Genomic DNA, 23257 nt, shown 5'->3' on the forward strand with positions numbered 1-23257 from the left:
AGTGGACACTGTTCGCTTTTCGTCCGACGACCAAGATCGAAAGGCCCGGCGAATGACCCATATCCACCCGACAAGGGAACAGCTCGCCGCCTTCCGCGCCCTGCCCACGGACGGGCCGATCGAGATGCTCAACCTGCTGCGCTTTCGCGAGCAGGCCCGCTATCCCGACGACCACCCCGCCGGGCCTTGTTCGGGCGCCGATGCCTATCACCGCTATCTCGATGCCGCGGGCACGGTGACCGCGCGTCTCGGCCTCGACGTCATCTGGTCGGCAACCCCCGCCCTCACCCTCATCGGCCCCGCCGACGAGGATTGGGACATGGCCTTCATCGCCCGCTACCCCGACGCTTCCGCCTTCCTCACCATGATCGCCGATCCCGACTACCAGGCCGCGACCGTCCACCGCACCGCCGCGCTCGCCGACAGCCGCCTCCTCCGCCTCGCCCCCATTGCAATGCAGCGCGACTAGTGTATCGCATTAGCAATACACCTAGGAGATGATGATGTTGCTTTCCCTCGCCGCCACCCTCGCCGCCGCCGCACCCATGCCCGAGGGCGATGCGCTGACCGCGCAGATCGAGGCGCTCGATGCAAAGATGTTCTGGGCCGCCTTCGAAGGCTGCGACCCGACCGGTGTCGATGCCATTGTCGATGACGGCTACCGCATGGTCCACGATCTCGTCGGCATCGCGGTGGAGAGCAAGGAGGACTTTGTCGCCTCGATGGAAAAGCAGTGCGCCGCCCGCGCCCCCGGCGGCGAGAATGAAGGCTATGCCAACCGCCGCCTCCTCACGCCCGGCTCACGGACCATCAAGAAGCTCGGTGACTGGGGCGCGCTCGAGGAAGCACACCACCAGTTCTACGAGCGCCGCGCCGATGGCAGCTGGGAGCTGACCGGTGGCGGGCGCTACCTCCACCTCTGGCGCTGGACCGGCGAGGCCTTCGTCCTCAATGAAACGCTGAGCCTCGACCACGGCCCCGCCCCGCAATATCCGCCGCAATAGACAGAGAGACGATGATGATCCTCACGCTCGCGCTGATCGCCGCCCAGCCGGCCGACTGGCCCACCGGTCCCGTCATCACCGGTCACGGCCCCCACGCGCCGGTCGAGCTGACGTCGCCGATGCCAACGGATGTGACGCTCGCCCACGCCTTCGACAGCGCCGGGCTCACCGAGGATCATCACAATCGAACGCTGCAAAGCGCGGCGCGCTTCATCAACATGCATGCCGCCGCGGGCGTGGACCCCGGCAACATCCGCCCCGCCGTCGTCATCCACGGCGCCGCGGTCTTCTCGGTCGTCTCGGATGCCCGCTTCGAGGCCAAACACGCCCACGCCGCCAACCCCAACCGCGAGCTCGTGGAGGCACTGCTGGCGGCGGGCACCCGCATCATCGTCTGCGGCCAGTCGGCGGCGGCGCAGGATGTCGCGACCGCCGATCTCCTGCCGGGCGTCGAGATGGCGCTGTCGGCGATGACCGCCCACGCCCTGCTCCAGCGCGAGGGCTATAGCATCAACCCTTTCTGAACCATCTTCGTTCGGCGGGGATTCAGGCAATCGGTGCTAACAGGCGAGTCAGTAAGAGAGAGAAGGGAGTAGCAACCGTGAAGACCACCGCCGCCGCCAGCATCCTCGCCGGTAGCCTCGCCTTCGTCGTGACCCGCGCCGTGCGCGAGCGCCGTGCCAATGACGATGACGCGCCGGTGCGCTTCGCCGATGCCGAGGAAAGCCCCTTCGTCCGCGCCGCCCGCGCCGTCGCCTAGCACCAGCCCTGTCGCTGCCCGCCGCGATAGGGCCGCGCCAGCCCGCGCCGGATCAAATGGTCGGCGACATCCTCGCCATCGCGCTCCAGCCGCCCCAGCCGCCGTCCGTATCGGTCCCGTTCCTCGACATAGTGGATCTCGAACGGCCCGCGATTGACCCAGCGCTGCAATTCGGCCCTCGCGGAAATCGCCAGCGCCCGCTCTGCCTCGCATTGCGGCCGCCCGATCTCCGCCGTGTCGAAGCCGACGACCCGGAGCGGCGCGCCGCCCGCCAGCCGGATGCTGTCGCCATCCGAGATGCAGGCGGTGTCCGCCCCCGAGACCTCGCACAGCGGGAACCGGCCCGACATGGTCAGCACCTTTTCCTCCTCGCGAATGACCCGGGCCGGGTCGCGGAAAAAGGCGACCAGCATCAGGATCGCGAGCAGCACCAGCGGCCGCTTCAGTCCCGCCAGCCAGCGAAAACGACGACCCGCCCTTTTCCGATGATGAAATTTCAATCGTTTCGCCTCGAAATACAGGAATCGTTAACCATATTAGGGTAGAACAAGAAGTTGAAAGCGACGGCTTTCTTCATGATGTTCCCTATGATCTCGGGGCTGGGTCGCCAAGCGATCCGGCCCCATTTTTTTGCCCTCTCCCCCGGGCCCGATTGACGCCGACCGCGCGCCTCGCCATGCCAGCGGCATGCGCTTCTTCTCGGACAATGCCGCCCCCGCCTGCCAGCCCGTGATGGAGGCCCTCGTCGCCGCCAACCGGCTCGACACCGCCTATGACGGCGATGAGTGGTCGCAGAAGATGGACGCAGCCTTCTCCGACCTGTTCGAGACCGAGGTCGCGGCCATCTGGGTGTCGACCGGCACGGCTGCCAACTGCCTCGCGCTCGCCGCCCTCTGCCCGCCGTGGGGATCGGTGCTGTGCCACCGCATGGCGCATATCGAGCAGGACGAGGCGGGCGCGCCTGGCTTCTTCACCCATGGCGCCAAGCTGCACCTTCTCGACGGCCCCGGCGCCAAGGTCGACCCCGAGGCTGTCGATGCCGCGCTGGCCGCGATCCGCAAGGACGTCCACCAGGTCCAGCCCGCCTGCCTGTCGGTCACCAATGCCACCGAATATGGCCTCGCCTACGGCCGCGCCGAGATGGAGGCACTGGGTGCCAAGGCCAAGGAGCATGGCCTCCGTTTCCATGTCGACGGCGCGCGCTTTGCCAATGCGGTCGTCTCGACCGGCCGCTCGCCCGCCGAGTTGACGTGGAAGGCGGGTGTCGATGCGCTCTCCTTCGGCTTCATCAAGAATGGCGGCATGAACGCGGAGGCGCTGATCCTGTTCGACCGCGACCTCGCCAATGACATCAAGGTGATGAAGAAGCGCTCGGGCCACCTGCACTCGAAGGGCCGCTTCGCCGCCGCGCAGATCCTCGCCATGCTCGAGGGCGAGACATGGGTCGCCAATGCGAGCAATGCCAACAAGGCGGCGAGCATCCTCGCCGAGGCCTGCGGCGATCGCCTCGTCTATCCGGTCGAGGCCAATGAGTTGTTCGTGAAGATGACGCCGAAGGAAGCCGCCAGCCTGCGGGACGAGGGTTTCGACTTCTACGACTGGGCGGCAGGCGAAGTGCGCTTCGTCACCAGCTGGGACCAGGACATGGACGCGGTCCGGTCCTTCGCCGAGGCGATCGCCGCCCTATGAGCCTGCCCACCGACGGCCTCCGGCAGGTCGCGCTGCCCTTCGTCATCTTCACGCTGATCTGGGGCTCGACCTGGATCGTCATCAAGGACCAGCTCGGCGTCGTGCCCGCGCCATGGTCGGTGACCTACCGCTTCATCATCGCGGCGGCCGGCATGGCGCTGGTCGCGCGCTGGAAGGGCGAGAGCCTGAAGCCCACCCCGGGGTTCCTCGGCGCCGCAGCCATCGTCGGGCTGAGCCAGTTCTGCTTCAACTTCAACGGCGTCTATGCCGCCGAGCATCACATCACCTCGGGGCTGGTCGCGACCGTCTTCGCGCTGCTGATGCTGCCCAATGCGCTGCTCGGCTGGTGGTGGCTCGGCCAGCGTCCCAACGCCCGCTTCATCCTCGCCACGCTGGTGGCGACCGCGGGCATTGGTCTCCTTTTCCTCCACGAGCTGCGCGAGCGGCCCGACCTCACGCTCACCGCCCTGATGATCGGGGTCGGCTGGACGATCTTCGCCCTGCTCGCGGCAGCGGTCAGCAACGTCTACCAGGCGCGCGACAGCGTGAAGCGCTTCCCGCTCTTCTCGCTCCTCGCCTGGGCGATGGCGATCGGCGCGGTGGCCGATGGGATCATCGCCTATGCCCTGCACGGCGCGCCCACGGTGGAGTGGCGATGGGGCTATTGGGCGGGGCTGTTGTGGCTCGCCATTGCCGCTTCGGTCGTCTGCTTCTCGCTTTATTATCCGGTGGTGCGCCGCATCGGACCGGGCAAGGCGGCCTATTCCTCCGCCATGGTGCCGATCGTCGCCATGGCACTCTCGACCCTGTTCGAGGGTTTTCGCTGGACAAGCCTGAGCCTTGCCGGGGCGGGGGTGGCCTTTCTCGGCCTCGTCCTCGCGCTCTGGTCGCGCCAGCGCCCGATGAAAGTGACCAACCCCGACGCGGGGTGAGATTTAGAAATGGAGTTTTCGACATGGCCGATGCACGCATGAACCCCGAGGCGCCGCCTGCGCCCGACCATGCCGCCATCTATGCGAAGGACTATCAGCCGCCCGCATGGTGGGTCCGCCATGTCGATCTCGACATGGACCTGTCGCCCGAAACGGCACGGGTGCGCGCCACTCTCGATGTCGAGAAGAACAGCGGCGGGCCGCTCCGGCTCGCGGGCGACGGGTTGAAGCCGCTTACCGTGCAGGTCGACGGGCAGGATGCACGCTGGACATTGGATGGCGATGATCTCGTCATCGAGCTGTCGGGCGAGCGCCACGAGATCGTCACTACCGTCGAATTCGATCCCAGCGCCAATACCCAGCTGATGGGGCTCTACGCCTCGGGCGGCCTGCTCTGCACCCAGTGCGAGAGCGAGGGCTTCCGCCGCATCACCTTCCACCCCGATCGCCCCGACGTGCTGTCGACCTATTCGGTCACCATGCATGCCGACGAGGCGGCCTTCCCCATCCTCTTGGCCAACGGCAACAAGGTCGCGGAAGGGCAAGGCGAGGACGGGCGCCACTGGGCGCGCTGGGAAGACCCCTTCCCCAAGCCCAGCTATCTCTTCGCGATGGTCGCTGGCGACCTGTCGGCGAACTCGGACAGCTTCACCACGATGAGCGGGCGCAAGGTCGACCTCAACATCTGGGTGCGCGAGAAGGACCTGCCGCTCACCGCCCATGCCATGCAGGCCCTGAAGGACAGCATGAAGTGGGACGAGGAGACCTACGGGCGCGAATATGACCTCGACCTGTTCAACATCGTCGCCGTCGACGATTTCAACTTCGGCGCGATGGAGAACAAGGGGCTCAACATCTTCAACTCGCGCTACATCCTCGCCGATGCCGAGACCGCGACCGATTTCGATTTCGACAATATCGCGGGCGTCGTGGCGCACGAATATTTCCACAACTGGTCGGGCAATCGCGTCACCTGCCGCGACTGGTTCCAGCTCTCGCTGAAGGAGGGTTTCACCGTCTTCCGCGACCAGTGTTTTTCGCAGGACATGAACTCCGAAGCGGTCAAGCGCATCGAGGACGTGCGGCTGCTGCGCGCCATCCAGTTCCCCGAGGACAATGGCCCGCTCGCCCATCCGGTGCGGCCCGAAAGCTATATCGAGATCTCGAACTTCTACACCGCCACCGTCTACAATAAGGGCGCCGAGCTCATCCGCATGATGCGCACCATCCTCGGCCCCGACAAATTCCGCGCGGGCTCGGACCTCTATTTCGAGCGCCATGACGGCGAGGCGGCGACCTGCGAGGATTTCGTCCGCGCGATGGAGGATGCCAGCGGGGTCGACCTCGCCCAGTTCCGCCTGTGGTACAGCCAGGCGGGCACGCCGCGGGTGAGCGCACATCTCGACCATGACGAGGCCGCGGGGCGCTGCACCCTCAAGCTCGCGCAGGAAGTGCCTGACACGCCGGGCCAGACGGACAAGGCGCCGATGGCCATTCCCCTGAAGCTCGCGCTGCTCGACCCGCAGAACGGCGCCGAGGTGGCGGGCGGCGAACAGCTCGTCATGCTCACCGGGCCCGAGCAGAGCATCAGCTATGAGGCGGTGGGCGATGCCTGCCCGATCCTGTCGATCAACCGCGATTTCTCCGCGCCGATCGTCCTAAAGTCGGACCGCACCGACGAGGAACTGGCCGCGCTCGCCCGCGTCGACGGCAATGCCTTCGCGCGCTACGAGGCGCTGCAGGAGCTGGCCTTGCGCGCGATGATCCCCGCGATCGAGCAGGATGCGCCGGTCGACCCTTCCCCCGTCATCGCGGCGATCGAGGCGACGCTCGGGGACCCCGCGCTCGACACCGCTTTCAAGGCCGAAGCGGTCCTGCTGCCGTCGGAGAGCATGATCGGCGAGCGGCTCGACCTCATCGACCCCGACAAGGTGCACGAGGTCCGGCGCGGCCTGTCGAACGCCATCGGCAAGGCGCTGGCGCCGCAGTTCGAGAAGATCCTCGAGGGCGAGCGACCCGCGGGCGATGACCTGTCGGTCGAGGCCAAGGGGCGCCGCGCGCTCAGGAACATCGCGCTCGGCTATCTCGCCTCGGGCGATGCGACAGCGGGGGCGAAGGCCGCCAAGGCACAATATGACAGCGCCACCGGCATGACCGAGCGGCAGGGCGCGATGGCGGTGCTCGCCAATCTCGACCAGCCGCAGCGGGTCGAAGCGCTGGGCGATTTCTACGCCCGCTACAAGGACAACAATCTCGTCCTCGACAAATGGTTCGGGCTTCAGGCGCGGGCCGAGCGCGAGGGCACGCTCGAGGAAGTGGCGCGGCTGTCGGAGCATCCCGACTTCACGCTGAAGAACCCCAACCGGCTGCGCTCGCTGATGGGCAATTTCACCGCCAACCAGTGGGTCTTCCATCATGCCTCGGGGCGCGGTTACGAAATGCTCGCGGACATGATCATCGCCGCCGACAAGCTCAACCCGCAGGTCGCGGCGCGCCTCGTGCCGCCGCTCGGCCGGTGGAAGCGGTTCGAAGCGAAGCGCGCCGAGCAGATGCGCGCGGCGTTGAAGAAGGTCGTGGAGACGGAAGGGCTGTCGAAGGACGTCTTCGAACAGGTGTCGAAGAGCCTCGGCTAGCGGCTAGTAAGCGCCTTTAATTTCCGGTGGTGATCCAGGTGGCGACGTCGCTCGCCACCCGGTTCGCTGCGCGGTTCAAGGCCGGCGCAACGTCGGTCGAATAGCCGAGCGCGGGTTCGCGTGCCTCGAAACGGCGGCTGGCGACGCGGTCACCGTCGGCCCACAGCGCTTCATAGCCCACCACCACTTCGTTCGTGTCGGCATCGAAGCCGAAACGATAGAGCGTGCCGGTGACCTTGAGCGCCGGCACCTGGTCTTGCTGGCGCGGGTCGACGACGAGCAGGTCGGTCGAGCGGTAGACGGTCTCGGACACGAGCTGCTGGAACAGGTTATCGGGACTGTCGACCAGCAGCAGGTCCTGGATATAGGCGACCGCCGTACCGCCGCGGAAGGCGGCGACGCGGGTGGTGGCGAGCGCCTCGGGCGTCAGCGGCACCGCGAAGGTGACGGCGCGGTCGCGGCGCACGGTCGTGGCCGGTTCGGGCGCGCTCGAGGCGAGCGTGGTGAGCGAGGCGGGCGGATCCTCGCCGCCCAGCTTGGGCAGCCCGCACGAGGCGAGCGCGAGCGTCATCGCGGCAATCGTGAAAGCGCGGATCATCGGCCGTCTCCGGGTTCGTAATCGGGCAGTTTCTTCGGCCCCAGCGCGCCGCCGATGCCGTCGCTGTCGAGACGGGTCGAGAAGCGCTCGAGGCTCTGCGTCAGGGTGCGCAGGTCGCGCACGAGGCGGTCGGCCTCGGGCATGGTGGAATTGGAGAATTGCTGGAGGCCCGGGCGGGCATCGTCGACCGCCGCGTCGAGCGTGACAGTCGCGTCCTTCATCGCCGAGATGGCTTCCTGCAGCTCGGCCATGGCGGGGCCGGCATTTTCCTTGAGGATGACATCGGTGGTCTCGGCCACCGCGCCCCATTTCTCGGCGGCGACACCGGCGCGTTCGGCGGCCACGCTCGCCTGCGCGATGGCATCGGCGAGGTCGGGCGCGCGCGCGGCCAGCGTGTCGGTGGTCTTCTCGATATTCTCGAGGATGTCCGAAATGGAATTCTGGTTCTCGTCCGACAGGAGCTCCGCCATGCGCTCGGTCAGGCGCTGGATGCGGTCGATGAGTTCGGGCGCGCTGTTCAGCACGCTGTCGAGGACGCTGGCCGAGGAGCGGATGACGGGGCAGCCCTGCGGGCCGACGTCGGTGACCGGCGGGGCGCCGGTCTGCGCGCCCGACAGCTGGATTTCGGAGACGCCGGTGAAGCCGACGCCCGAGATGGTCGCCTCGGTGCCCTGGAGGACGGGGGTGTCGGCATCCACGCTGATCCGGACCCAGACGAATTCGGGGCGTTGCGGCAACAGGCTGATGCCCTGCACCTCGCCCACCGGCACGCCCGAGAAGGAGACGTTGGAGCCGCGGTTGAGCCCGCCCACGCCGCCCGGGAAGTAGATGTCGTAACACTTCTTCGCCGAGCCCGAGAGGCCCGCGATCCACACGGTGAAGACGAGCAGGCCCGCGAGGAGCGCGAGCACTACCGCGCCGACGAGGATATGGTTCGATCTTGTTTCCATTTCCCCCTCTTACCCCTCGACAACATGCGCGGCAGCACGCCCGCGTGGCCCCTGGAAATACTCCTGGATCCAGGGATGGTCCAGCGCGGTGAGTTCCGGGATGGTACCCACCGCGATCACCTTCTTCTCCGCGATCACCGCGACGCGGTCGCAGATATGGTAGAGCGTGTCGAGGTCATGCGTGATCAGGAACACGGTCAAATCGAGCTTTTTCTTCAAGGACAGGATGAGTTCGTCGAACTTGGCCGCGCCGATGGGGTCGAGCCCCGCGGTGGGCTCGTCGAGGAAGAGAAGCTCGGGATCAAGCGCCAGCGCACGGGCCAGCGCGGCGCGCTTCCTCATGCCGCCCGACAGCTCGCTCGGATATTTGGGCCCGGCTTCCGGCCCCAGCCCCGCCAGCGCGATCTTGTAGCCTGCGATCTCGTCGATCAGCGGGCGGCGGATGAAGGGGAAATATTCGCGGATCGGCACCTGGACGTTCTCGGCCACGGTGAGGGTCGAGAAGAGCGCGCCGTTCTGGAACAGGATGCCCCAGCGACGGCGGATGTTCTTGGCCTCGTCCTCGTCGCGGTCGAGCATTTCCTCGCCGAGCACGCGGACCGAACCGGCGGCGGGCTGCTGGAGGCCGATGATCGAGCGCATCAGCACCGACTTGCCCGAGCCCGAGCCGCCGACCACCCCGAGGATCTCGCCGCGGCAGACGGTTAGGTCGAGTTCCGAATGGACGACCTGGTCGCCAAACTGGTTCCTGAGGCCCCTGACCTCGATGATCGGATCGCACTGCGGCGGCACCTTGATCATCAGATCCACCCGATCTTGGAAAAGAAGACGGCGAAGACGGCATCGAGCACGATGACGAGGAAGATCGACTGGACGACCGCCGCGGTGGTGCGAAGGCCGACCTCTTCCGAATTCCCCTTCACCTGCATGCCCTGGTAGCAGCCCGCGAGCGCGATGAGGAACCCGAAGACGGGCGCCTTGATGAGGCCGACCCACAGGTCGGTGATGGGCACCACTTCCTGCAGCCGCTGGATGAAGGTCAATGGCGGGATCTCGAGGACGAGCCAGCAGAACAGCCCGCCGCCGATCAGGCTCATGATCATCGAGAAGAAGGACAGGAGCGGCATCATGATGACCGCCGCCAGCATGCGCGGGATGACCAGCGCCTCGACCGGCGAGACGCCGATGGTGCGCATGGCGTCGATTTCCTCGGTGATCTTCATGGTGCCGAGCTGGGCGGCGAAAGCCGAGCCCGAGCGGCCCGCGACCATGATCGCGGTCATCAGCGTGCCCAGTTCGCGCACGGTGATGCGGCCGATGAGGTTGATGGTGAACACCTCGGCACCGAACTGGGCGAGCTGGACCGCGCCCTGCTGGCCGACGACGATGCCGATGAGGAAGCTCATCAGGCCGATGATGCCCAATGCACGCACGCCGACGAGGTCGAAGCGCTGCACCACCGCGTTGAGACGGAAGCGCCTGGGACGGCGGATGACGCTGGCGAAACCGATCAGCGTGGCGCCGAAGAAGCCGAGCATGCCGAGGAAGGTCTTCCAGAAGTCGTGCGCCCACAGCCCCAGTTCCTCGAGGAAGGCGAGCGGACCGGGCGGCGTATCGGGCCGCACCTGCATCTCGTGATCGGCCTCGGCGACCTGCTTCAGCAGTTCGCGCTGCTCGGGGCTGGCACCCACCAGCTCGGCCTTGCGATGCTTGGCCGTGCGGTAGAGGAGCCAGGCGCCGACCGTGTCCATGCTCTCGACGCCGGACAGGTCGATGACCAGCGGGTCGGGCGCGGCGGCGATGTCGCGTTCGAGCCCGCCGACACGCGCGATCGTCAACGCGCCCGTCGGCTCGAGCCGTGCCGCCTCACCATGGGCGCTACTGGTTGCGGGGTCCCCCATCGGCTCCACAGATGGGGCAAAGCGCCGCGCCCCGCAAGCGGCGAGAAGCGCCTTTCCCGCGGCAAAAGGCTTGGCGCGGGGCGACAAGGCCGTCTAGCAGGGAGCCATGAGCGGGATTTTTCCTGAGGCCAGCGAACGGCCGATGCTGTTCGTGCCGCTGGGCGACGGGGCCATCAGCCCCTTCGGGCTGGCCCCGCGGATGCGTGCCTATCGCGTCGCAGCGATGATGGGGCTGGAGGCCGCCGGCGAGGATGCGCTGCGCGAGGATGGCGCCCGCCCCGTCATGATCCAGGACGCGGGCCATGCCGTCAGCCCCGGCTGGCTCGACTATCTCATCGCCCGCCCCGGCACGGTCCTGTGCTACGAGGGCGTCGCCGTGCTCGCACATGCCAGCCGCCCGGGCGAGCGCATCGAGGCGCAGCGGCTCATCGGCAAGGGCGATGCCACGCCGACCGTCCTCACCCTCGTCCATGCCGAGGATGTCGACCTCGAGGCGATCGACCAGCGCCACCGCCCCTTCATCGCCCGCCTCGACGAGGAGGCCGACGTGAATGCGATCGAGCGCGCGCTCTATGGCGCAGCGACCCCGCGTGTCTCCGACGCCGTCAGCCTGACGCTGTTGAAGCCGATCGGCTTTGCCGCGACGCGGGCCGCCGCCCGCGCGGGGCTCACCGCCAATCGCGTCACATGGATCGCGGCCTTGTTCGCGCTCGCCGCCTTTGCCTTCTTCTGGTTGGGCTGGTTCGGGATCGGCCTCGTCGCCGCCGCCCTGTTCGCGCTGGCCGACACCATCGACGGCAAGCTCGCCAAGATCACCGGCACCTCCAACCTGTGGGGCCGGCGCCTCGACGGGCTGCTCGACCTTCTCCACCCGCCGCTCTGGTATATCGGCTGGATGCGCGGGCTCGAGCGCGGCGAACAGGCATTGGAGCCCGTCTATGCGCTCCTGCTCCTCGTCACGATCGTCACCGCTTATGGCGCGATCCGCGGGAGCGAGATCCTGTTCGCCCGCGCCCACGGCTTTGCCATGCACCTGTGGAAGCCGTTCGACAGCCGCTTCCACGCGGTCGCGGCGCGGCGGAACATCAACATCCTCCTGCTCGCTGTGTCGGCGCTGCTCCTGAAACCCGAATGGGGCATCCAGTGGGTCGCCTTCTGGAGCCTGGTGACGGCGATGATCCTCGGATCGCGGCTGGCGGCAGCGAAAAGTGCCGCGCTGCGCGGCGAGAAAGTGAAGAGCTGGCTGCTTCCGGTGGCCGATGAAAGTGACGAGGGCGCATGACGACCGACCTGGCAATCTACGACATGGACAAGACGGTCACGCGCCGTCCTACCTACACGCCCTTCCTCCTGCATGTCGCGCTCGAGCGGGCACCGTGGCGGCTCGCGCTGCTGCCCGTCGTCGGGCTGTCGCTGGTGGCTTACGGCCTCAAGATGGTCGACCGCGCGCGGCTGAAGGAAATCAACCACCGGCTGCTCATCGGAAAGGCGGTAAGCGAGCGGGCGCTCGAGCCGCATATCGCGACCTTTGCGAAGAAGACGCTCGAAAACAACCTGCGCCCCGGCGCGGTGAAGGCGATCGAGCGCGACAAGGCCGAAGGGCGGATGGTCGTCATGGCGACCGCCAGCTACCGCTTCTACGCCGCCGCGATCGGCGAAGCGCTGGGCTTCGACCATGTCATCGGCACCGGCACGGTGGGCGGGGTCGACGACCTCATCCACGCCAAGATCGACGGCTACAACTGCTATGGCGCGGCCAAGCTGACGATGATCGAGGAGTGGCTCGACAAGGCGGGGCTGACGCGCGCCCATGTCCGCTTCTATTCGGACCACAATAGCGACGCCTTCGCCTTCGAATGGTCGGACGAGGCGGTCGCGGTGAATCCCGACGACGAGCTCATCCGCATCGCCAGCGTGCGGGGCTATTCAGTGGAAGATTGGGGATAGCGCCAAGAGGGGTCGGGGCGGCCCGACCCCGTCGGTCCTGTCGCGCCGCGGGCGCGCAGGCCGTCCGCGGTTGATCCTGTCTACGACACAAGGCGGACGACGCTTGCGCGTCGCTCGCCTTGTGCTCGGGGATCAGACCGACTTCAGCGCATTCTCGAAGTCGGCGATGAGGTCGTCGGCCTTCTCGATACCGATCGAGATGCGGACGAGATTGTCCGAGATGTCGAGCTCCTTGCGGCGCTCGGCAGGAACCGACAGATGGGTCATGGCAGCCGGGGCCGAGGCGAGCGTCTCGGTGCCGCCGAGGCTGACCGCCAGCTTGGCGAGCTTCAATGCATCGAGGAAGGCAAAGGCCTCCTTCTCGCCGCCCTTGAGGTAGAGCGAGAAGGTCGAACCCGCGCCCAGTTCGTGGCGGTCGAAGATGTCCTTCTGGCGGCTGCCCTCGGCGAGGTGGCCGAGATAGGCGATGCGCTCGACCTTGGGATGGTCCTTGAGGAAGTCGCAGACGGCCTTGGCGTTCTCGGCGGCGCGGGTCATGCGCAGTTCGACCGTCTCGAGGCTGCGCAGCAGCATCCAGGCGGTGTTGGCATCGCAGATGCCGCCCATCGTGTTGCGGATACCGCGCACCTGGTCGAGCAGCTTCTTCTTGCCGGTGAGACCGCCGGCGATGAGGTCCGAATGGCCGCCGACATATTTGGTCAGGCTGTAGACGCTCATGTCGGCGCCATGGTGCTGCGGCTTGGCGAAGACGGGGCCGAGGAAGGTGTTGTCCATCGCGATGGGCGCGTCGGGCAGCATCGCGTCGCGCGCGGCGGCGACCGCCTCGACGTCGACCAGCGCGTTGGTCGGGTTGGCGGGGCTTTCGAGATAGATGAGCGACACCTTGCCGCCATTGGCCTCGGCCTTGGCCTTGGCTTCTTCCATCTTCGCCTCGATCTCAGCGCGGGTGGCCGAGGCGGGGAAGTCGACATAGCTCACGCCGAACTGCGGCATGATCTTCATGATGATGCCCTCGGACGCCGCGTAGAGCGGGCCCGACATGAGGATGACGTCACCCGGGCGCGCGAAGGCAAGGATGAGGTTGCCGATGGCGGTCATGCCCGAGGAGAAGACGAGCGCGTCTTCCGAATCTTCCCACAAGGCGAGGCGATCCTCGAGGATTTCCTGATTGGGGTTGTTGAAGCGCGAATAGACAAGGCCCTTGGCGACGCGGTCGCTCTGGCCGGTCAGGTAGGCGAACAGGTCCTTCCCGTCCTGCGCCTTCTCGAAGACGAAGGTCGAGGTGTTGAAGATCGGCGGCTTGAGGCTGCCTTCCGACAATTGCGGGTCGTAGCCGAAGCCCATCATCAGCGAATGGGGGTCGATCTGGTGGTTGCCGATCTTGGTCTCGTTGGTCACGGGAACTGCTCTCCTGAAATACGTTCGGGAGCGTCCTAGCGGGCCTCGGGGGCAATGCCAATCAGGCTGATCTGGCGACCGTTGTCGGGGGCCTCCTCATGGGTGGCGCGGCGGTAGCTGTAATAGCGCTCCGGCTGGCCGTAGGTGTCCTCGCCCGCCAGCCAGACGGTACCGATCCCCGCGCCCGCGAGCCGCGCGGCGACATAGGATTCCAGATCGAAATGCGCCTTGCCGCGCGCGCCCTCGCGGAAGAAGCGGGCATTGGCCGGATCCTCCTCGATGAAGGGCGCCAGCATGTCCTCGCCGACCTCGAAATTTTTCTGCGCGATGCAGGGACCGACCGCGGCATGGATGCGGCGCGGATCGGCGCCGAGCTTCAGCATGGCGCCGATGGTCTTGTCGGTGACCCCGCCGATCGCCCCGCGCCAGCCGGCATGGGCAGCGGCGACCACGCCCGCCTCGCGGTCCGCAAGCAGCACCGGCGCGCAGTCGGCGGTAAGGATGCCGAGAAGGATGCCGGGCGTCTTCGTGACCAGCGCGTCGGCCTTCGGGCGCCCATCCTCGTCCCACGGCTCGGTCACGATGACGACGTCGGGCGAATGGACTTGGTAGAGGCCGACGAGCGGCGCGCCCTCGATCAGCGCATCGGCGGCGCGGCGGCGGTTCTCGCGCACCTTTTCCGCGCCGTCGTCCGAGCCGAGGCCGGTGTTGAGGCTGTCGAACGGCGGCAGCGAGACCCCGCCCTCGCGCCCGAAGAATCCGTGCGGCACGCCGGAGAGCGGCGGGGCAGTGACGAAGGGCGGCGCGCTCACTGGCCCAACCCCGCGGGCACGGGCCAGCCGCGATGGTGAATTGCCATGACCTTGAACAGCGTGCCCATCCCGTCGTCCGACGACAGGCGGCGGCGCTGCGCGGCGATGTCGTCGGCGCGCTCGGGGTTGTTGCCGGCCAGCGTCATGGCGCGGGGGCCGAGCCCGAGGGTCTCGAGCCAGTTGCCCTGGCTGATGACGCGGCTGGTGCGCGCGCCGGCTTCCTGCGCGGCCCTGGCGAGCGCGACGAAATCGACATGGGTGGTGAGGTCGGCCTCGCCGGGAGCGCTGAGCGGATCGACCTTTTCGTGGCGCTTGACCGCCTGCAGCGTGTCGCGCTGCTCGCCGCCCGCATAGCCATAGTCGATGACGAGCGCCGCGCCGCCATGCTGCGCGAGATGCGCCGCCAGGCGGAATGCGATGTCGGTGGCGACCTCGCTTGCCTCGCGCGCCACCTCGCCCTCGGGCTCGAAGGCGAGCTTGCCGTCCATCATCACCACGCGGCGCTCCTCCTCGCCGATGAACTGGCGGGTCGGGAGGGCATCGAAGAATTCGTTGGCGACGATGAGCAGCGGGCACTCGGGCAGGTCGTCAACGCTGTCATGCCAGACGGCGGTCGGATGGCGCCTTTCCTGTTCGGCGCGCAGCGCGGGGCTCGTCTCGACGAAATGCGTGGGCCCCGAGAAGCCGACCCCGCGCAGGAGCTTGAGCGCATCGCTCGCGAGCGTGCCTCGCCCCGGTCCCAGCTCGCAATAAGCGGCATCGGCAGGGGCTCCCGCGCGCAAAAAGCAGTCGGCGAGGCAGGCGCCGACCATCTCGCCGAACATCTGGCTGATCTCGGGCGCGGTGGTGAAGTCGCCGCCTTTGCCGAGCGGATCGCGGCTTGCGTAATAATGCGCGTTGGAGGCCGCGATATAGTCATGGACGGTCATGCCGTCCGCGGCGATGCGGTCCTTCAGGTCGCCGGCAAAGCTCACGCCACGCTCGTCGGTCCGGCGATCGGTTCGATGCGCTGGCGGCGCCCCTTGGCGGTGGCCATCAGGAAGATGCCGCCGAGGATCATCGGCACGCTGAGCCACTGGCCCATCTGGAGACCCGTATCGATCGCGAAGTCGCTGAGGTGGCTGTCGGGCTCGCGGACATATTCCACGCCGAAACGGAAGATGCCGTAGAAGAAGATGAAGGCGCCCACGAGCATGCCCGGATAATAGCGCGCCTTGGTCTGCCAGAACATCAGCGCGAGGATGATGAACAGGACGAGGCCCTCGAGCACGGCTTCGTAGAGCTGGCTCGGATGGCGCGGGGGGCCGAGCACGGCGACTCCGTTCGCCACTTCAACGAAGCGGATGGCCCACGGCACGTCGGTGACCCCGCCCCACAATTCGCCGTTGACGAAATTGGCCAGCCGCCCGAGCCCCAGCCCGATCGGCACACAGCAGGCGACATAGTCGTGCACGCGCAGCCAGTTCAGCTTGTGCTTCCAGCTGTAGATCATGATCGCGAGGCTCACACCGACGACCCCGCCGTGGAAGCTCATGCCGCCATCGCGCAGGTTGATGATGCCGAACGGCGGCGGCAGGTCCACGCCGAAGATCGTCGTGCCCTGCGTGAGGTAGAGCTCGAGATTGTAGAAGAGGACGTAGCCGAGGCGCCCGCCGAGGATGACGCCCAATGCGGCCCACAGGACGAGGTCGTCGACATGGCGTTCGGCCATCGGCGACCCCGGCTGTCGGGCCAGCTTGCGCACGTACCAGTAGCCGAGGAAAATCCCGACGATATAGGCAAGGCTGTACCATTTGAGCTCGTAGAAGCCGAAATCCAGCGCGGTGTCCGACAGGCCGAGGTCGGGGAAAGCCGTATATTCGAATGAGTTCTGCGCCGGATCGGGCGCAGGGGCGGTCGGAGCGGGCGAAATCGCGGTCATACTGGCTTCCCTAAGGCTTTTTCGCCTCATAGGGTACGGGCCAACAAAGGCAAAGGAGAGTTGAATGCCGAGTGTGCTCGATCAGAAATATGAAGCGGTCCTCGCCGCGGTGAGTGGCGAAGGAGGTCGCATCGTGATCGGGCCCGACGCGCAAGGGCGGCCCACGATCGCCAATTTCCCGCCGACCCTCCCGATGATGTTCATGATGTTCGCGCAATTCTATGCGAACAATCCCTACATCATCTCGGGCGACGAGAAGCTGACCTATGCCGAGATCAACGCGCTCACCGACAGGATCGCCAAGGGGATCGTCGCGCGCGGCGTGGAGAAGGGCGACCGCGTCGCCATCGCCATGCGCAACTGCACCAGCTGGATCGCCGCCTACATGGGTGTCCTCAAGGCGGGCGGCGTGGCCACCCTCATCAACGGCTGGTGGCGCGAGGAGGAGCTGCGCCATGCGCTCGAGCTGACCGGCCCCAGGCTCATCATCGCCGATGCCCCGCGCGCGGCGATGGCCAACGGCCTCGGCCATGGCGACATCACGCTCGACGTCGACATCGACCAGCCGGTCGAGACCGCGATGGCCGCGCTCCTCGATGCGCCCGAGGACACCGCGCTGCCGCAGGTCACCCCCGACGACGATGCCACCATCCTCTTCACCTCGGGCTCGACCGGCAAGGCCAAGGGCGCGCTGTCGACCCACGGTCAGGTGGTGCAGGGCACCTATACCTATGTCACCTCGCTGATGGTGCTGCGCGGCATCCTCGAGAGCGAGGGCAAGCCGGTGCCCGAGCAGATGCGCGCGCTCGTCTCGGTGCCGCTGTTCCACGTCACGGGCGAAGTGCCGGTCATGCTGACGAGCTACGTCATCGACCGCGCGCTGGTGCTCATGCCCAAATGGGATGCCGAGCTCGCCATGCAGCTCATCCAGGACGAGAAGGTGACGGTGTTCACCGGCGTGCCGACGATGGCACTCGAACTGATGACGCATCCCAACAAGGACAAGTACGACCTGTCCAGCCTCGGCGACATCAACTCGGGCGGCGCCGCGCGCCCCGCCGCGCACTTGAAGCGCCAGGACGAGGACCTGCCCGGCACGCGCTCGATCCAAGGCTATGGACTGACCGAGACCAATGCGGTCGGCTGCGGCAATTTCTGGCAGAATTACAAGGATCGGCCGACCAGCGTCGGACGTCCGCAAATCCCCTTCGTCGAGATCGGCATCTATGGCGATGACGGCAAGACGCTCCCTGCGGGCCAGACCGGCGAGATTGCCATCAAGGCGGCGGCGACCATCAAGGGCTATTGGGGCGACGAGGAGGCCACCAAGGCGGCCTATACCGACGAGGGTTATTTCCGCACCGGCGACATCGGCTATCTCGACGAGGAGGGCTATCTCTACATCGTCGACCGGATGAAGAATATCATCATCCGTGGCGGCGAGAATATCGCGGCGGCCGAAGTCGAGGAGGCGCTCTACGCGCACCCCGCCGTGGCCGAGGCGGTGGTGCTCGCCAAGAAGGACGAGCGGCTGGGCGAGGTGCCCTTCGCCATCGTCTCCTGCCCCGAAGGCGGGTGCGTGGCCGAGGATTTGCGCGCCTTCTGCGCCGAGCGGCTCGCCGCCTTCAAGGTGCCCGAGGAGATCGTCGTCGCCGATACCGCGCTGCCGCGGCTCGGCACCGGCAAGATCGACCGCATCGCGCTCGCCAAGCAATATCGCGACTAGCAGCGCGTGCGGCTCGACCGGCGATCGCTGTTGATCGGCGGCGGCGTGGGGGTCGGCCTCCTCGTCGCCTGGCAGCTGTTCGCCGATGACGATCCGCGCGTTCCGGTCCCCGAGGGCGGGACGGCGGTGGGCGGGCTGGTCGCATTGGACCCGCAGGGCGGGATCACGCTGCACAGCCCGCAGGTCGAATATGGGCAGGGCATCTGGACCGCTTTTTCCCAAGCGATCGCCGATGAACTCGGCGCCCGCATGGAGGGCATTTCGGTCCAGCCGCTGCAGGCGGGATCCGGCTTTGCCAATCCGCTCATCGAGGAGGCGTTCGGCACCGAGGTGCGGCTGACCGCGGCGGCCACCTCGGTGCGCGCTTTCACGCTCGATATCCGCCGCGCCGCCGCCTCGATCCGCTCCTTGTTGCTCGAGGAAGCGGGCGAGCGCAGCGGGGCCGAGGTCAATTCGCTCCTCATCGCCAATGGCGAGATCCGCGCCGGCGAGACGGTCTTCGGTTTCGGCGACCTCGCCGAAGGCGCGGCAAGACGCGGGGCGCGTGCCGCCAAGCTCAGGCCATGGGCGGGCGGCGGCGTCATCGGCACCAGCCCGCCGCGCGTCGACACGGCCCCAAAGATGCGCGGCACCTTCGCCTTTGCCGCCGACGTCCGGCTGCCAGAGATGGTCCATGCCGCCGCGCGGGTCGCGCCGCCGGGCGGACGCGTGACGCGGCTCGACCGTGCCGCCGCCACCGCCACCCCCGGGGTGGTCGAGCTGGTCGAGGCACCGGATTTCGTGGCGGTCGTGGCCGAGACCGGCTGGGCCGCCGAACGCGCGCTGAAGGCCGCCGACGTGCGGGTGACCAGCGCGCCGCTCGACGACGCGGCCATCGCTTCGCGCCTAGAAGAGGCGCTTGCGGCGGATGACGGGCGCCGCCTTCTCGACATCGGCAATGCGGACGCGGTGCTCGACGCCGCGGACGCGCCCTTGCTGGCCGATTTTCGCGCCGCACCGCTCATCCACCACGGGCTCGAAGCGCCGTCAGCCACCGCGCGGCCCCGCAATGACGGCGGGCTCGATATCTGGGCGGCAACGCGCGCGCCCGATGCGACGCGCGGCGCTGTCGCTGCGGCCTGCGGGCTGTCGGCGGGCGCGGTCCAGCTGGTGCCGATGGGCATCGGCGATCCCTCGGGCCGCTTCCTCGAAAATGACGCCGCGCCGGTGGCGGGGCGCCTTGCCCTGAGGCTCGGACGACCGGTGCAGCTGCGCCTCGCGCATGGCGCCGCCGACCGCACCGGCCCGCTGGCCCCGCCGATGGCGGCGCGTATCGAGGTGGCGCTCGGCGGCGGCGGGATCGCGGGCTGGCGCGCGCATTATGCCGCACCGGCCGCGCTCGGCGCGTCGCTGGCGCGGATCGCAAAAGGCGATGCGGCCAGCCGTCTCGGCGCTGACGGCTTACCCTATTCGATCCCGTCGCAGGCGATCGCCACCACCACGCTCGACCTGCCGATGCGCAATGGCTGGCACCGCGGCCGCGAGGCGGCGTTCCACGCACTCGCCAGCGAGACCATGATCGACGCCGCCGCGCGCGCGCTCGGCCGCGAGCCCCTCTCCTTCCGCATCGGGCTGCTCGGCGGCGACGTGCGCATGGCGCGGCTGCTGACGCGGCTTGCCGCTGCTTCGGGCTGGGACGGCGGCGGCTCGGGCAGCCGGATGGGCGTCGCCTGCGCGCGGCTCGACGGCAGCCGCATCGCGCTCATTGCCGAGGCCAGCGGCAGCGCTGCCAATTTCCGCGTGACCCGCCTCGTCGCGGCAGTCGACTGCGGGGCGATGGTCAATCCGCGGCTGGTCGAACAACAGGTGGCGGGCGGCATGCTCGCCGCGTTGCAGGAATTGCGCCTGACCGCGCCGCGCATCCTTGATGCCTTGCCGCGCGGCAATGCGCCCATCGGACCGGCGCTGCGCGACCTGCCCGAGATCGAGATCTACACCACCCCGTCGGGCGATCTGCCGGGCGGGGTGTCGAATCTCGGCGCCGCGATCCTGCCCGCCGCGGTGGCCAATGCGCTCGGCAATGCGGGGACAGGCCAAGGGCCAGCCTTGCGCAGCCTGCCATTTTCCGTAAGCGCTTGAGCCATGGACAAGCCTGCCGACCATCCGACCTTTCCGCCGAAACGCATCGGCGTGCTCCTGACCAACCTCGGCACGCCCGATGCCGCCGAGGCCAAGGCCGTGAAGCGCTATCTCAAGCAATTCCTGTCGGACCGCCGCGTGGTCGAGATCCCGCCGATCGCGTGGCAGCCGATCCTGCGCGGCATCATCCTCAATGTCCGCCCCAAGAAGAGCGCGGCGGCCTATCGCGAAGTGTGGACCGAGGACGGCTCGCCGCTTGCCGCGATCACCAAGGCCCAGGCGGAGAAGCTCCAGCAGCGTCTCGGCGAGGAGATCATCGTCGACTGGGCGATGCGCTACGGCAATCCGAGCATTCCAGACGCGCTCGACCGCCTGTGGGATGCAGGCGCGCGGCGCATTTTGTTCGCGCCGCTCTATCCGCAGTTCTGCGCCGCCACCACGGCGAGCAGCATGGACGCGCTGTCGGACTGGCTGGGCGCGCGGCGCTGGCAGCCCGCAATCCGTACCCTGCCCCCCTATTTCGACCATGAGGCGCATGTCGCCGCGCTCGCCGACGATCTCGGCGCGCAGCTGGCCACGCTCGATTTCGAGCCGCAGAAGCTGCTCCTCAGCTTCCACGGCATGCCCGAGGCGACCTTGTTCAAGGGCGATCCCTATCACTGCCACTGCCAGAAGACGGGGCGGCTGCTCACCGAAAAGCTGGGGATCGCGACCGAGGTGACCTTCCAGTCGCGCTTCGGGCGGGCCAAGTGGCTGACGCCGGCGACCGACACCCGGCTCGAGGCGCTGCCGGGCGAGGGCATCAGCCGCATCGCCATCGCCGCGCCCGGCTTTTCGGCCGACTGTCTCGAGACGATCGAGGAGCTCGGAATCCGCGGCCGCGAGGACTTCCTTGCCGCCGGAGGTGAACAATTCGCCCGCCTCGATTGTCTGAATGATCGTAAGGCGGGCATGGACATGCTCGAAACGCTCGTCCGGCAGGAGCTCGCCGGCTGGGTTTGATCAACAGGGGAGTTGGACATGACGAGACGAGTTGCAGTGGTAACCGGTGGTACGCGCGGGATCGGCGAGGCGATCGCGGTCCATCTCAGGGACAAGGGCATGCAGGTCGCCGCGACCTATGCCGGCAACGAGCAGAAAGCCGCCGAATTCACCGAGCGCACCGGCATCCCCGCCTACAAGTTCGACGTCGCCGACTATGACGGCTGCCAGCAGGCGGTGAAGAAGATCGAGGACGACCTCGGCACGGTCGACGTGCTCGTCAACAATGCCGGCATCACCCGCGATGCCACCATGAAGCGACAGAGCCACGAGCAGTGGCAGGAAGTCATCGACACCAATCTCGGCGGCTGTTTCAACATGGCCAAGGCCGTGTTCGACGGCATGTGCCAGCGCGGCTACGGGCGCATCGTCAACATCGGCTCGATCAACGGGCAGGCGGGCCAGTACGGGCAGGTCAACTATGCCGCTGCCAAGTCGGGCATCCACGGCTTCACCAAGGCGCTGGCGCAGGAAGGTGCGCGCTTCGGGGTCACGGTCAACGCCATCGCGCCGGGCTATATCGACACCGACATGGTCGCCGCCGTGCCCGAGAATGTTCTGGAGAAGATCGTCGCGCGCATCCCCGTGGGGCGTCTTGGCAAGGCCGAGGAAATCGCCCGCGGCGTCGGTTTCCTCACCGACGAGAATGCGGGCTTCGTCACTGGCAGCACGTTGAGCATCAACGGCGGCCAGCACATGTACTGATGTCCTTCCTCCCCGATCCGGTCGGCAAGCGCTCGGTCACGATCGGGGGCCACGAGACGTCGATCAGCCTCGAGCCGCTATTCTGGGAAGCGCTTAAGGTCGCGGCCAAGGAGCGCGGGCTGCCGGTCAACGCGCTGGTCGCGCAGATCGACCTTACCCGCTTCGACGAGACGGGCGCGGCGCGCACGGGGCTGGCGAGCGCGATCCGGCAGTGGCTGATGGTCGAGGGGCCGATCGCCCGCCCAAGCTGACCGACAATGTCTAGGAAAGGCGCATCAGCACCGCTTTGCGCAAGGCGGCACCGTCGTCGGGGGCGTAGCGCAGGAACATGTCGGGCTCGATCAGCTCCAGTTCCATCAGCAGCGGGCCCTTGTCCGTCATGACGAGATCGACCCGCGCATAAGCAGGCGGGAGCGGGGCACAGGCAAGCGCGGCCTCCGCCACCTTGCGCGCTTCCGACGGCGCCTCGACCTGCTCCTCGCTGCCGCCGAACTCGGGCTGGACGCGGAATTCGCCCGCCTTCGCGCGCTTCACCGCGGCATGGCTGTAACGGCCGTCGAAATAGAGGAGGCTCATCTCGCCGCCTGTGAGGATCTCGGGGAGGAAGGGCTGGACGATCAGGCGCCGGTCGCGCACGTCCTCGGGCAGCTCGTCGCTTGCGGACAGCGCATAGGTGCCCTCCCCGCTCGCCGACAGTCGCGGTTTCACCACGAGCTTGTCGGTCTTGAATGTGGTCGCGGCGCGGGCGAGCAGGCCGTCCTCCTCGCCATGCGCCTCGAGGGTCGGCACCACCGCCACGCCCTTGTCGCCAAGCTCGGAGAGATAGGCCTTGTCCGAATTCCAGCGGAGAATGGCGGGGTCGTTGACGCACGGCACCTTGCGGAAGGCGATGCGGTCGAGAAGGTCGAACCAGCGCCCGCCATCGAGGTGATAGCCCCAGGCGATGAGCGGCAGGACCGCATCGACCGAGCGCAGGAAGGCGTCGTCCGCCTCGTTCCAGCGGCAGGCCACGACCTCGTGCCCCGCATCCTCGAACAGCGCGCGCTGGCGCTCCAGTTCGCCCGCGTAGAACTGGGCGTCCCACTCGGAGGGGGTGAGGATGGCAAGGCGCATGGAGGCTTC

24 protein-coding genes are annotated in these 23257 nt (G+C 67.6%); 14 read left to right on the top strand and 10 right to left on the bottom strand.

Annotated features, from left to right (window positions below; genetic code table 11):
* Nucleotides 1–52 precede the first annotated feature (52 nt).
* The 4 genes from NUW81_RS06225 (at nt 53) to NUW81_RS06240 (ending at nt 1764) form a co-directional block, all read left to right on the top strand.
* On the top strand, nt 53–469 hold the full coding sequence (locus NUW81_RS06225; RefSeq protein ID WP_245111561.1) for a DUF1330 domain-containing protein: 417 nt from the start codon (nt 53–55) through the stop codon (nt 467–469).
* Between the two features lie 34 nt (nt 470–503).
* Entirely contained in the window at nt 504–1004 is a 501-nt protein-coding gene (locus NUW81_RS06230; RefSeq protein WP_245111563.1) for a nuclear transport factor 2 family protein, read from the top strand.
* A gap of 11 nt (nt 1005–1015) precedes the next feature.
* Nucleotides 1016–1528 (top strand): DsrE family protein, encoded by a 513-nt coding sequence (locus NUW81_RS06235; RefSeq protein ID WP_245111565.1) that lies wholly within the window; start codon nt 1016–1018, stop codon nt 1526–1528.
* A gap of 77 nt (nt 1529–1605) precedes the next feature.
* Nucleotides 1606–1764 (top strand): hypothetical protein, encoded by a 159-nt coding sequence (locus NUW81_RS06240; protein WP_245111566.1) that lies wholly within the window; start codon nt 1606–1608, stop codon nt 1762–1764.
* Here NUW81_RS06240 and NUW81_RS06245 read toward each other — a convergent pair.
* The gene (locus tag NUW81_RS06245) at nt 1761–2264 is read right to left on the bottom strand and encodes a thermonuclease family protein (protein WP_245111567.1); all 504 of its coding nucleotides are present in this window, start codon (nt 2262–2264) and stop codon (nt 1761–1763) included. The two genes, NUW81_RS06240 and NUW81_RS06245, sit on opposite strands and share 4 nt — an antisense overlap.
* A gap of 187 nt (nt 2265–2451) precedes the next feature.
* Here NUW81_RS06245 and NUW81_RS06250 point away from each other — a divergent pair, with 187 nt between their 5' ends.
* The 3 genes from NUW81_RS06250 to pepN are packed head-to-tail and all read left to right on the top strand — an operon-like array spanning nt 2452 to nt 7018.
* On the top strand, nt 2452–3453 hold the full coding sequence (locus NUW81_RS06250) for a threonine aldolase family protein (RefSeq protein ID WP_245111568.1): 1002 nt from the start codon (nt 2452–2454) through the stop codon (nt 3451–3453).
* Complete coding sequence (locus NUW81_RS06255; RefSeq protein ID WP_245111569.1) at nt 3450–4385, top strand: DMT family transporter; 936 nt, start codon at nt 3450–3452, stop codon at nt 4383–4385. Before NUW81_RS06250 ends, NUW81_RS06255 begins: the two co-directional genes overlap by 4 nt.
* A 23-nt stretch (nt 4386–4408) precedes the next feature.
* Nucleotides 4409–7018: an aminopeptidase N gene (gene pepN, locus NUW81_RS06260; RefSeq protein WP_376741940.1), complete on the top strand. Its 2610-nt coding sequence runs from the start codon at nt 4409–4411 to the stop codon at nt 7016–7018.
* A gap of 16 nt (nt 7019–7034) precedes the next feature.
* Here pepN and NUW81_RS06265 read toward each other — a convergent pair whose 3' ends face one another.
* The 4 genes from NUW81_RS06265 to NUW81_RS06280 are packed head-to-tail and all read right to left on the bottom strand — an operon-like array spanning nt 7035 to nt 10467.
* Nucleotides 7035–7616: an ABC-type transport auxiliary lipoprotein family protein gene (locus NUW81_RS06265; protein ID WP_245111571.1), complete on the bottom strand. Its 582-nt coding sequence runs from the start codon at nt 7614–7616 to the stop codon at nt 7035–7037.
* Complete coding sequence (locus NUW81_RS06270) at nt 7613–8566, bottom strand: MlaD family protein (RefSeq protein WP_245111574.1); 954 nt, start codon at nt 8564–8566, stop codon at nt 7613–7615. Before NUW81_RS06270 ends, NUW81_RS06265 begins: the two co-directional genes overlap by 4 nt.
* 9 nt (nt 8567–8575) lie before the next feature.
* Entirely contained in the window at nt 8576–9367 is a 792-nt protein-coding gene (locus tag NUW81_RS06275; protein WP_245113708.1) for an ABC transporter ATP-binding protein, read from the bottom strand.
* Nucleotides 9367–10467 (bottom strand): MlaE family lipid ABC transporter permease subunit, encoded by a 1101-nt coding sequence (locus NUW81_RS06280; protein WP_245111577.1) that lies wholly within the window; start codon nt 10465–10467, stop codon nt 9367–9369. Before NUW81_RS06280 ends, NUW81_RS06275 begins: the two co-directional genes overlap by 1 nt.
* Nucleotides 10468–10573: 106 nt before the next feature.
* Between NUW81_RS06280 and NUW81_RS06285 the strand changes: the two genes are divergently transcribed.
* Entirely contained in the window at nt 10574–11749 is a 1176-nt protein-coding gene (locus NUW81_RS06285) for a CDP-alcohol phosphatidyltransferase family protein (protein WP_245111579.1), read from the top strand.
* Nucleotides 11746–12414, top strand: a complete 669-nt coding sequence (locus NUW81_RS06290; RefSeq protein WP_245111582.1) for an HAD family hydrolase — start codon at nt 11746–11748, stop codon at nt 12412–12414. The genes NUW81_RS06285 and NUW81_RS06290 overlap by 4 nt, the downstream gene beginning before the upstream one ends.
* Nucleotides 12415–12546: 132 nt before the next feature.
* On the opposite strand, the gene NUW81_RS06295 is transcribed toward NUW81_RS06290, so the two are convergent.
* The 4 genes from NUW81_RS06295 to lgt are packed head-to-tail and all read right to left on the bottom strand — an operon-like array spanning nt 12547 to nt 16545.
* Nucleotides 12547–13812, bottom strand: coding sequence for a cystathionine gamma-synthase family protein (locus NUW81_RS06295; RefSeq protein ID WP_260508483.1), 1266 nt, complete (start codon nt 13810–13812; stop codon nt 12547–12549).
* 35 nt (nt 13813–13847) lie between these two features.
* Entirely contained in the window at nt 13848–14624 is a 777-nt protein-coding gene (gene pgeF, locus NUW81_RS06300) for a peptidoglycan editing factor PgeF (RefSeq protein WP_245111584.1), read from the bottom strand.
* Nucleotides 14621–15598, bottom strand: a complete 978-nt coding sequence (locus NUW81_RS06305) for a class I SAM-dependent methyltransferase (RefSeq protein WP_312025023.1) — start codon at nt 15596–15598, stop codon at nt 14621–14623. Before NUW81_RS06305 ends, pgeF begins: the two co-directional genes overlap by 4 nt.
* Complete coding sequence (gene lgt, locus NUW81_RS06310; protein WP_245111587.1) at nt 15595–16545, bottom strand: prolipoprotein diacylglyceryl transferase; 951 nt, start codon at nt 16543–16545, stop codon at nt 15595–15597. The genes NUW81_RS06305 and lgt overlap by 4 nt, the downstream gene beginning before the upstream one ends.
* Nucleotides 16546–16609: 64 nt before the next feature.
* Between lgt and NUW81_RS06315 the strand changes: the two genes are divergently transcribed.
* From NUW81_RS06315 to NUW81_RS06335, 5 genes are read left to right on the top strand one after another with little or no spacing between them, the layout of a single operon-like run.
* A complete protein-coding gene (locus NUW81_RS06315) occupies nt 16610–18271 on the top strand; it encodes a class I adenylate-forming enzyme family protein (RefSeq protein WP_245111589.1) in 1662 nt (553 codons plus the stop codon).
* A gap of 6 nt (nt 18272–18277) precedes the next feature.
* Nucleotides 18278–20389, top strand: a complete 2112-nt coding sequence (locus NUW81_RS06320; RefSeq protein ID WP_245111592.1) for a molybdopterin cofactor-binding domain-containing protein — start codon at nt 18278–18280, stop codon at nt 20387–20389.
* 3 nt (nt 20390–20392) lie between these two features.
* The gene (gene hemH / locus NUW81_RS06325) at nt 20393–21391 is read left to right on the top strand and encodes a ferrochelatase (RefSeq protein ID WP_245111594.1); all 999 of its coding nucleotides are present in this window, start codon (nt 20393–20395) and stop codon (nt 21389–21391) included.
* Between the two features lie 18 nt (nt 21392–21409).
* Nucleotides 21410–22135 (top strand): acetoacetyl-CoA reductase, encoded by a 726-nt coding sequence (gene phbB, locus NUW81_RS06330; protein ID WP_245111596.1) that lies wholly within the window; start codon nt 21410–21412, stop codon nt 22133–22135.
* Nucleotides 22135–22386, top strand: a complete 252-nt coding sequence (locus tag NUW81_RS06335) for a ribbon-helix-helix domain-containing protein (RefSeq protein WP_245111598.1) — start codon at nt 22135–22137, stop codon at nt 22384–22386. The genes phbB and NUW81_RS06335 overlap by 1 nt, the downstream gene beginning before the upstream one ends.
* 10 nt (nt 22387–22396) lie before the next feature.
* Here the strand turns inward: NUW81_RS06335 and NUW81_RS06340 are convergent, their stop codons facing one another.
* A complete protein-coding gene (locus NUW81_RS06340) occupies nt 22397–23248 on the bottom strand; it encodes an ATP-grasp domain-containing protein (protein WP_245111600.1) in 852 nt (283 codons plus the stop codon).
* Nucleotides 23249–23257 lie beyond the last annotated feature (9 nt).

It is taken from the genome of Sphingomicrobium aestuariivivum, assembly GCF_024721585.1.
GTDB lineage: Bacteria > Pseudomonadota > Alphaproteobacteria > Sphingomonadales > Sphingomonadaceae > Sphingomicrobium > Sphingomicrobium aestuariivivum.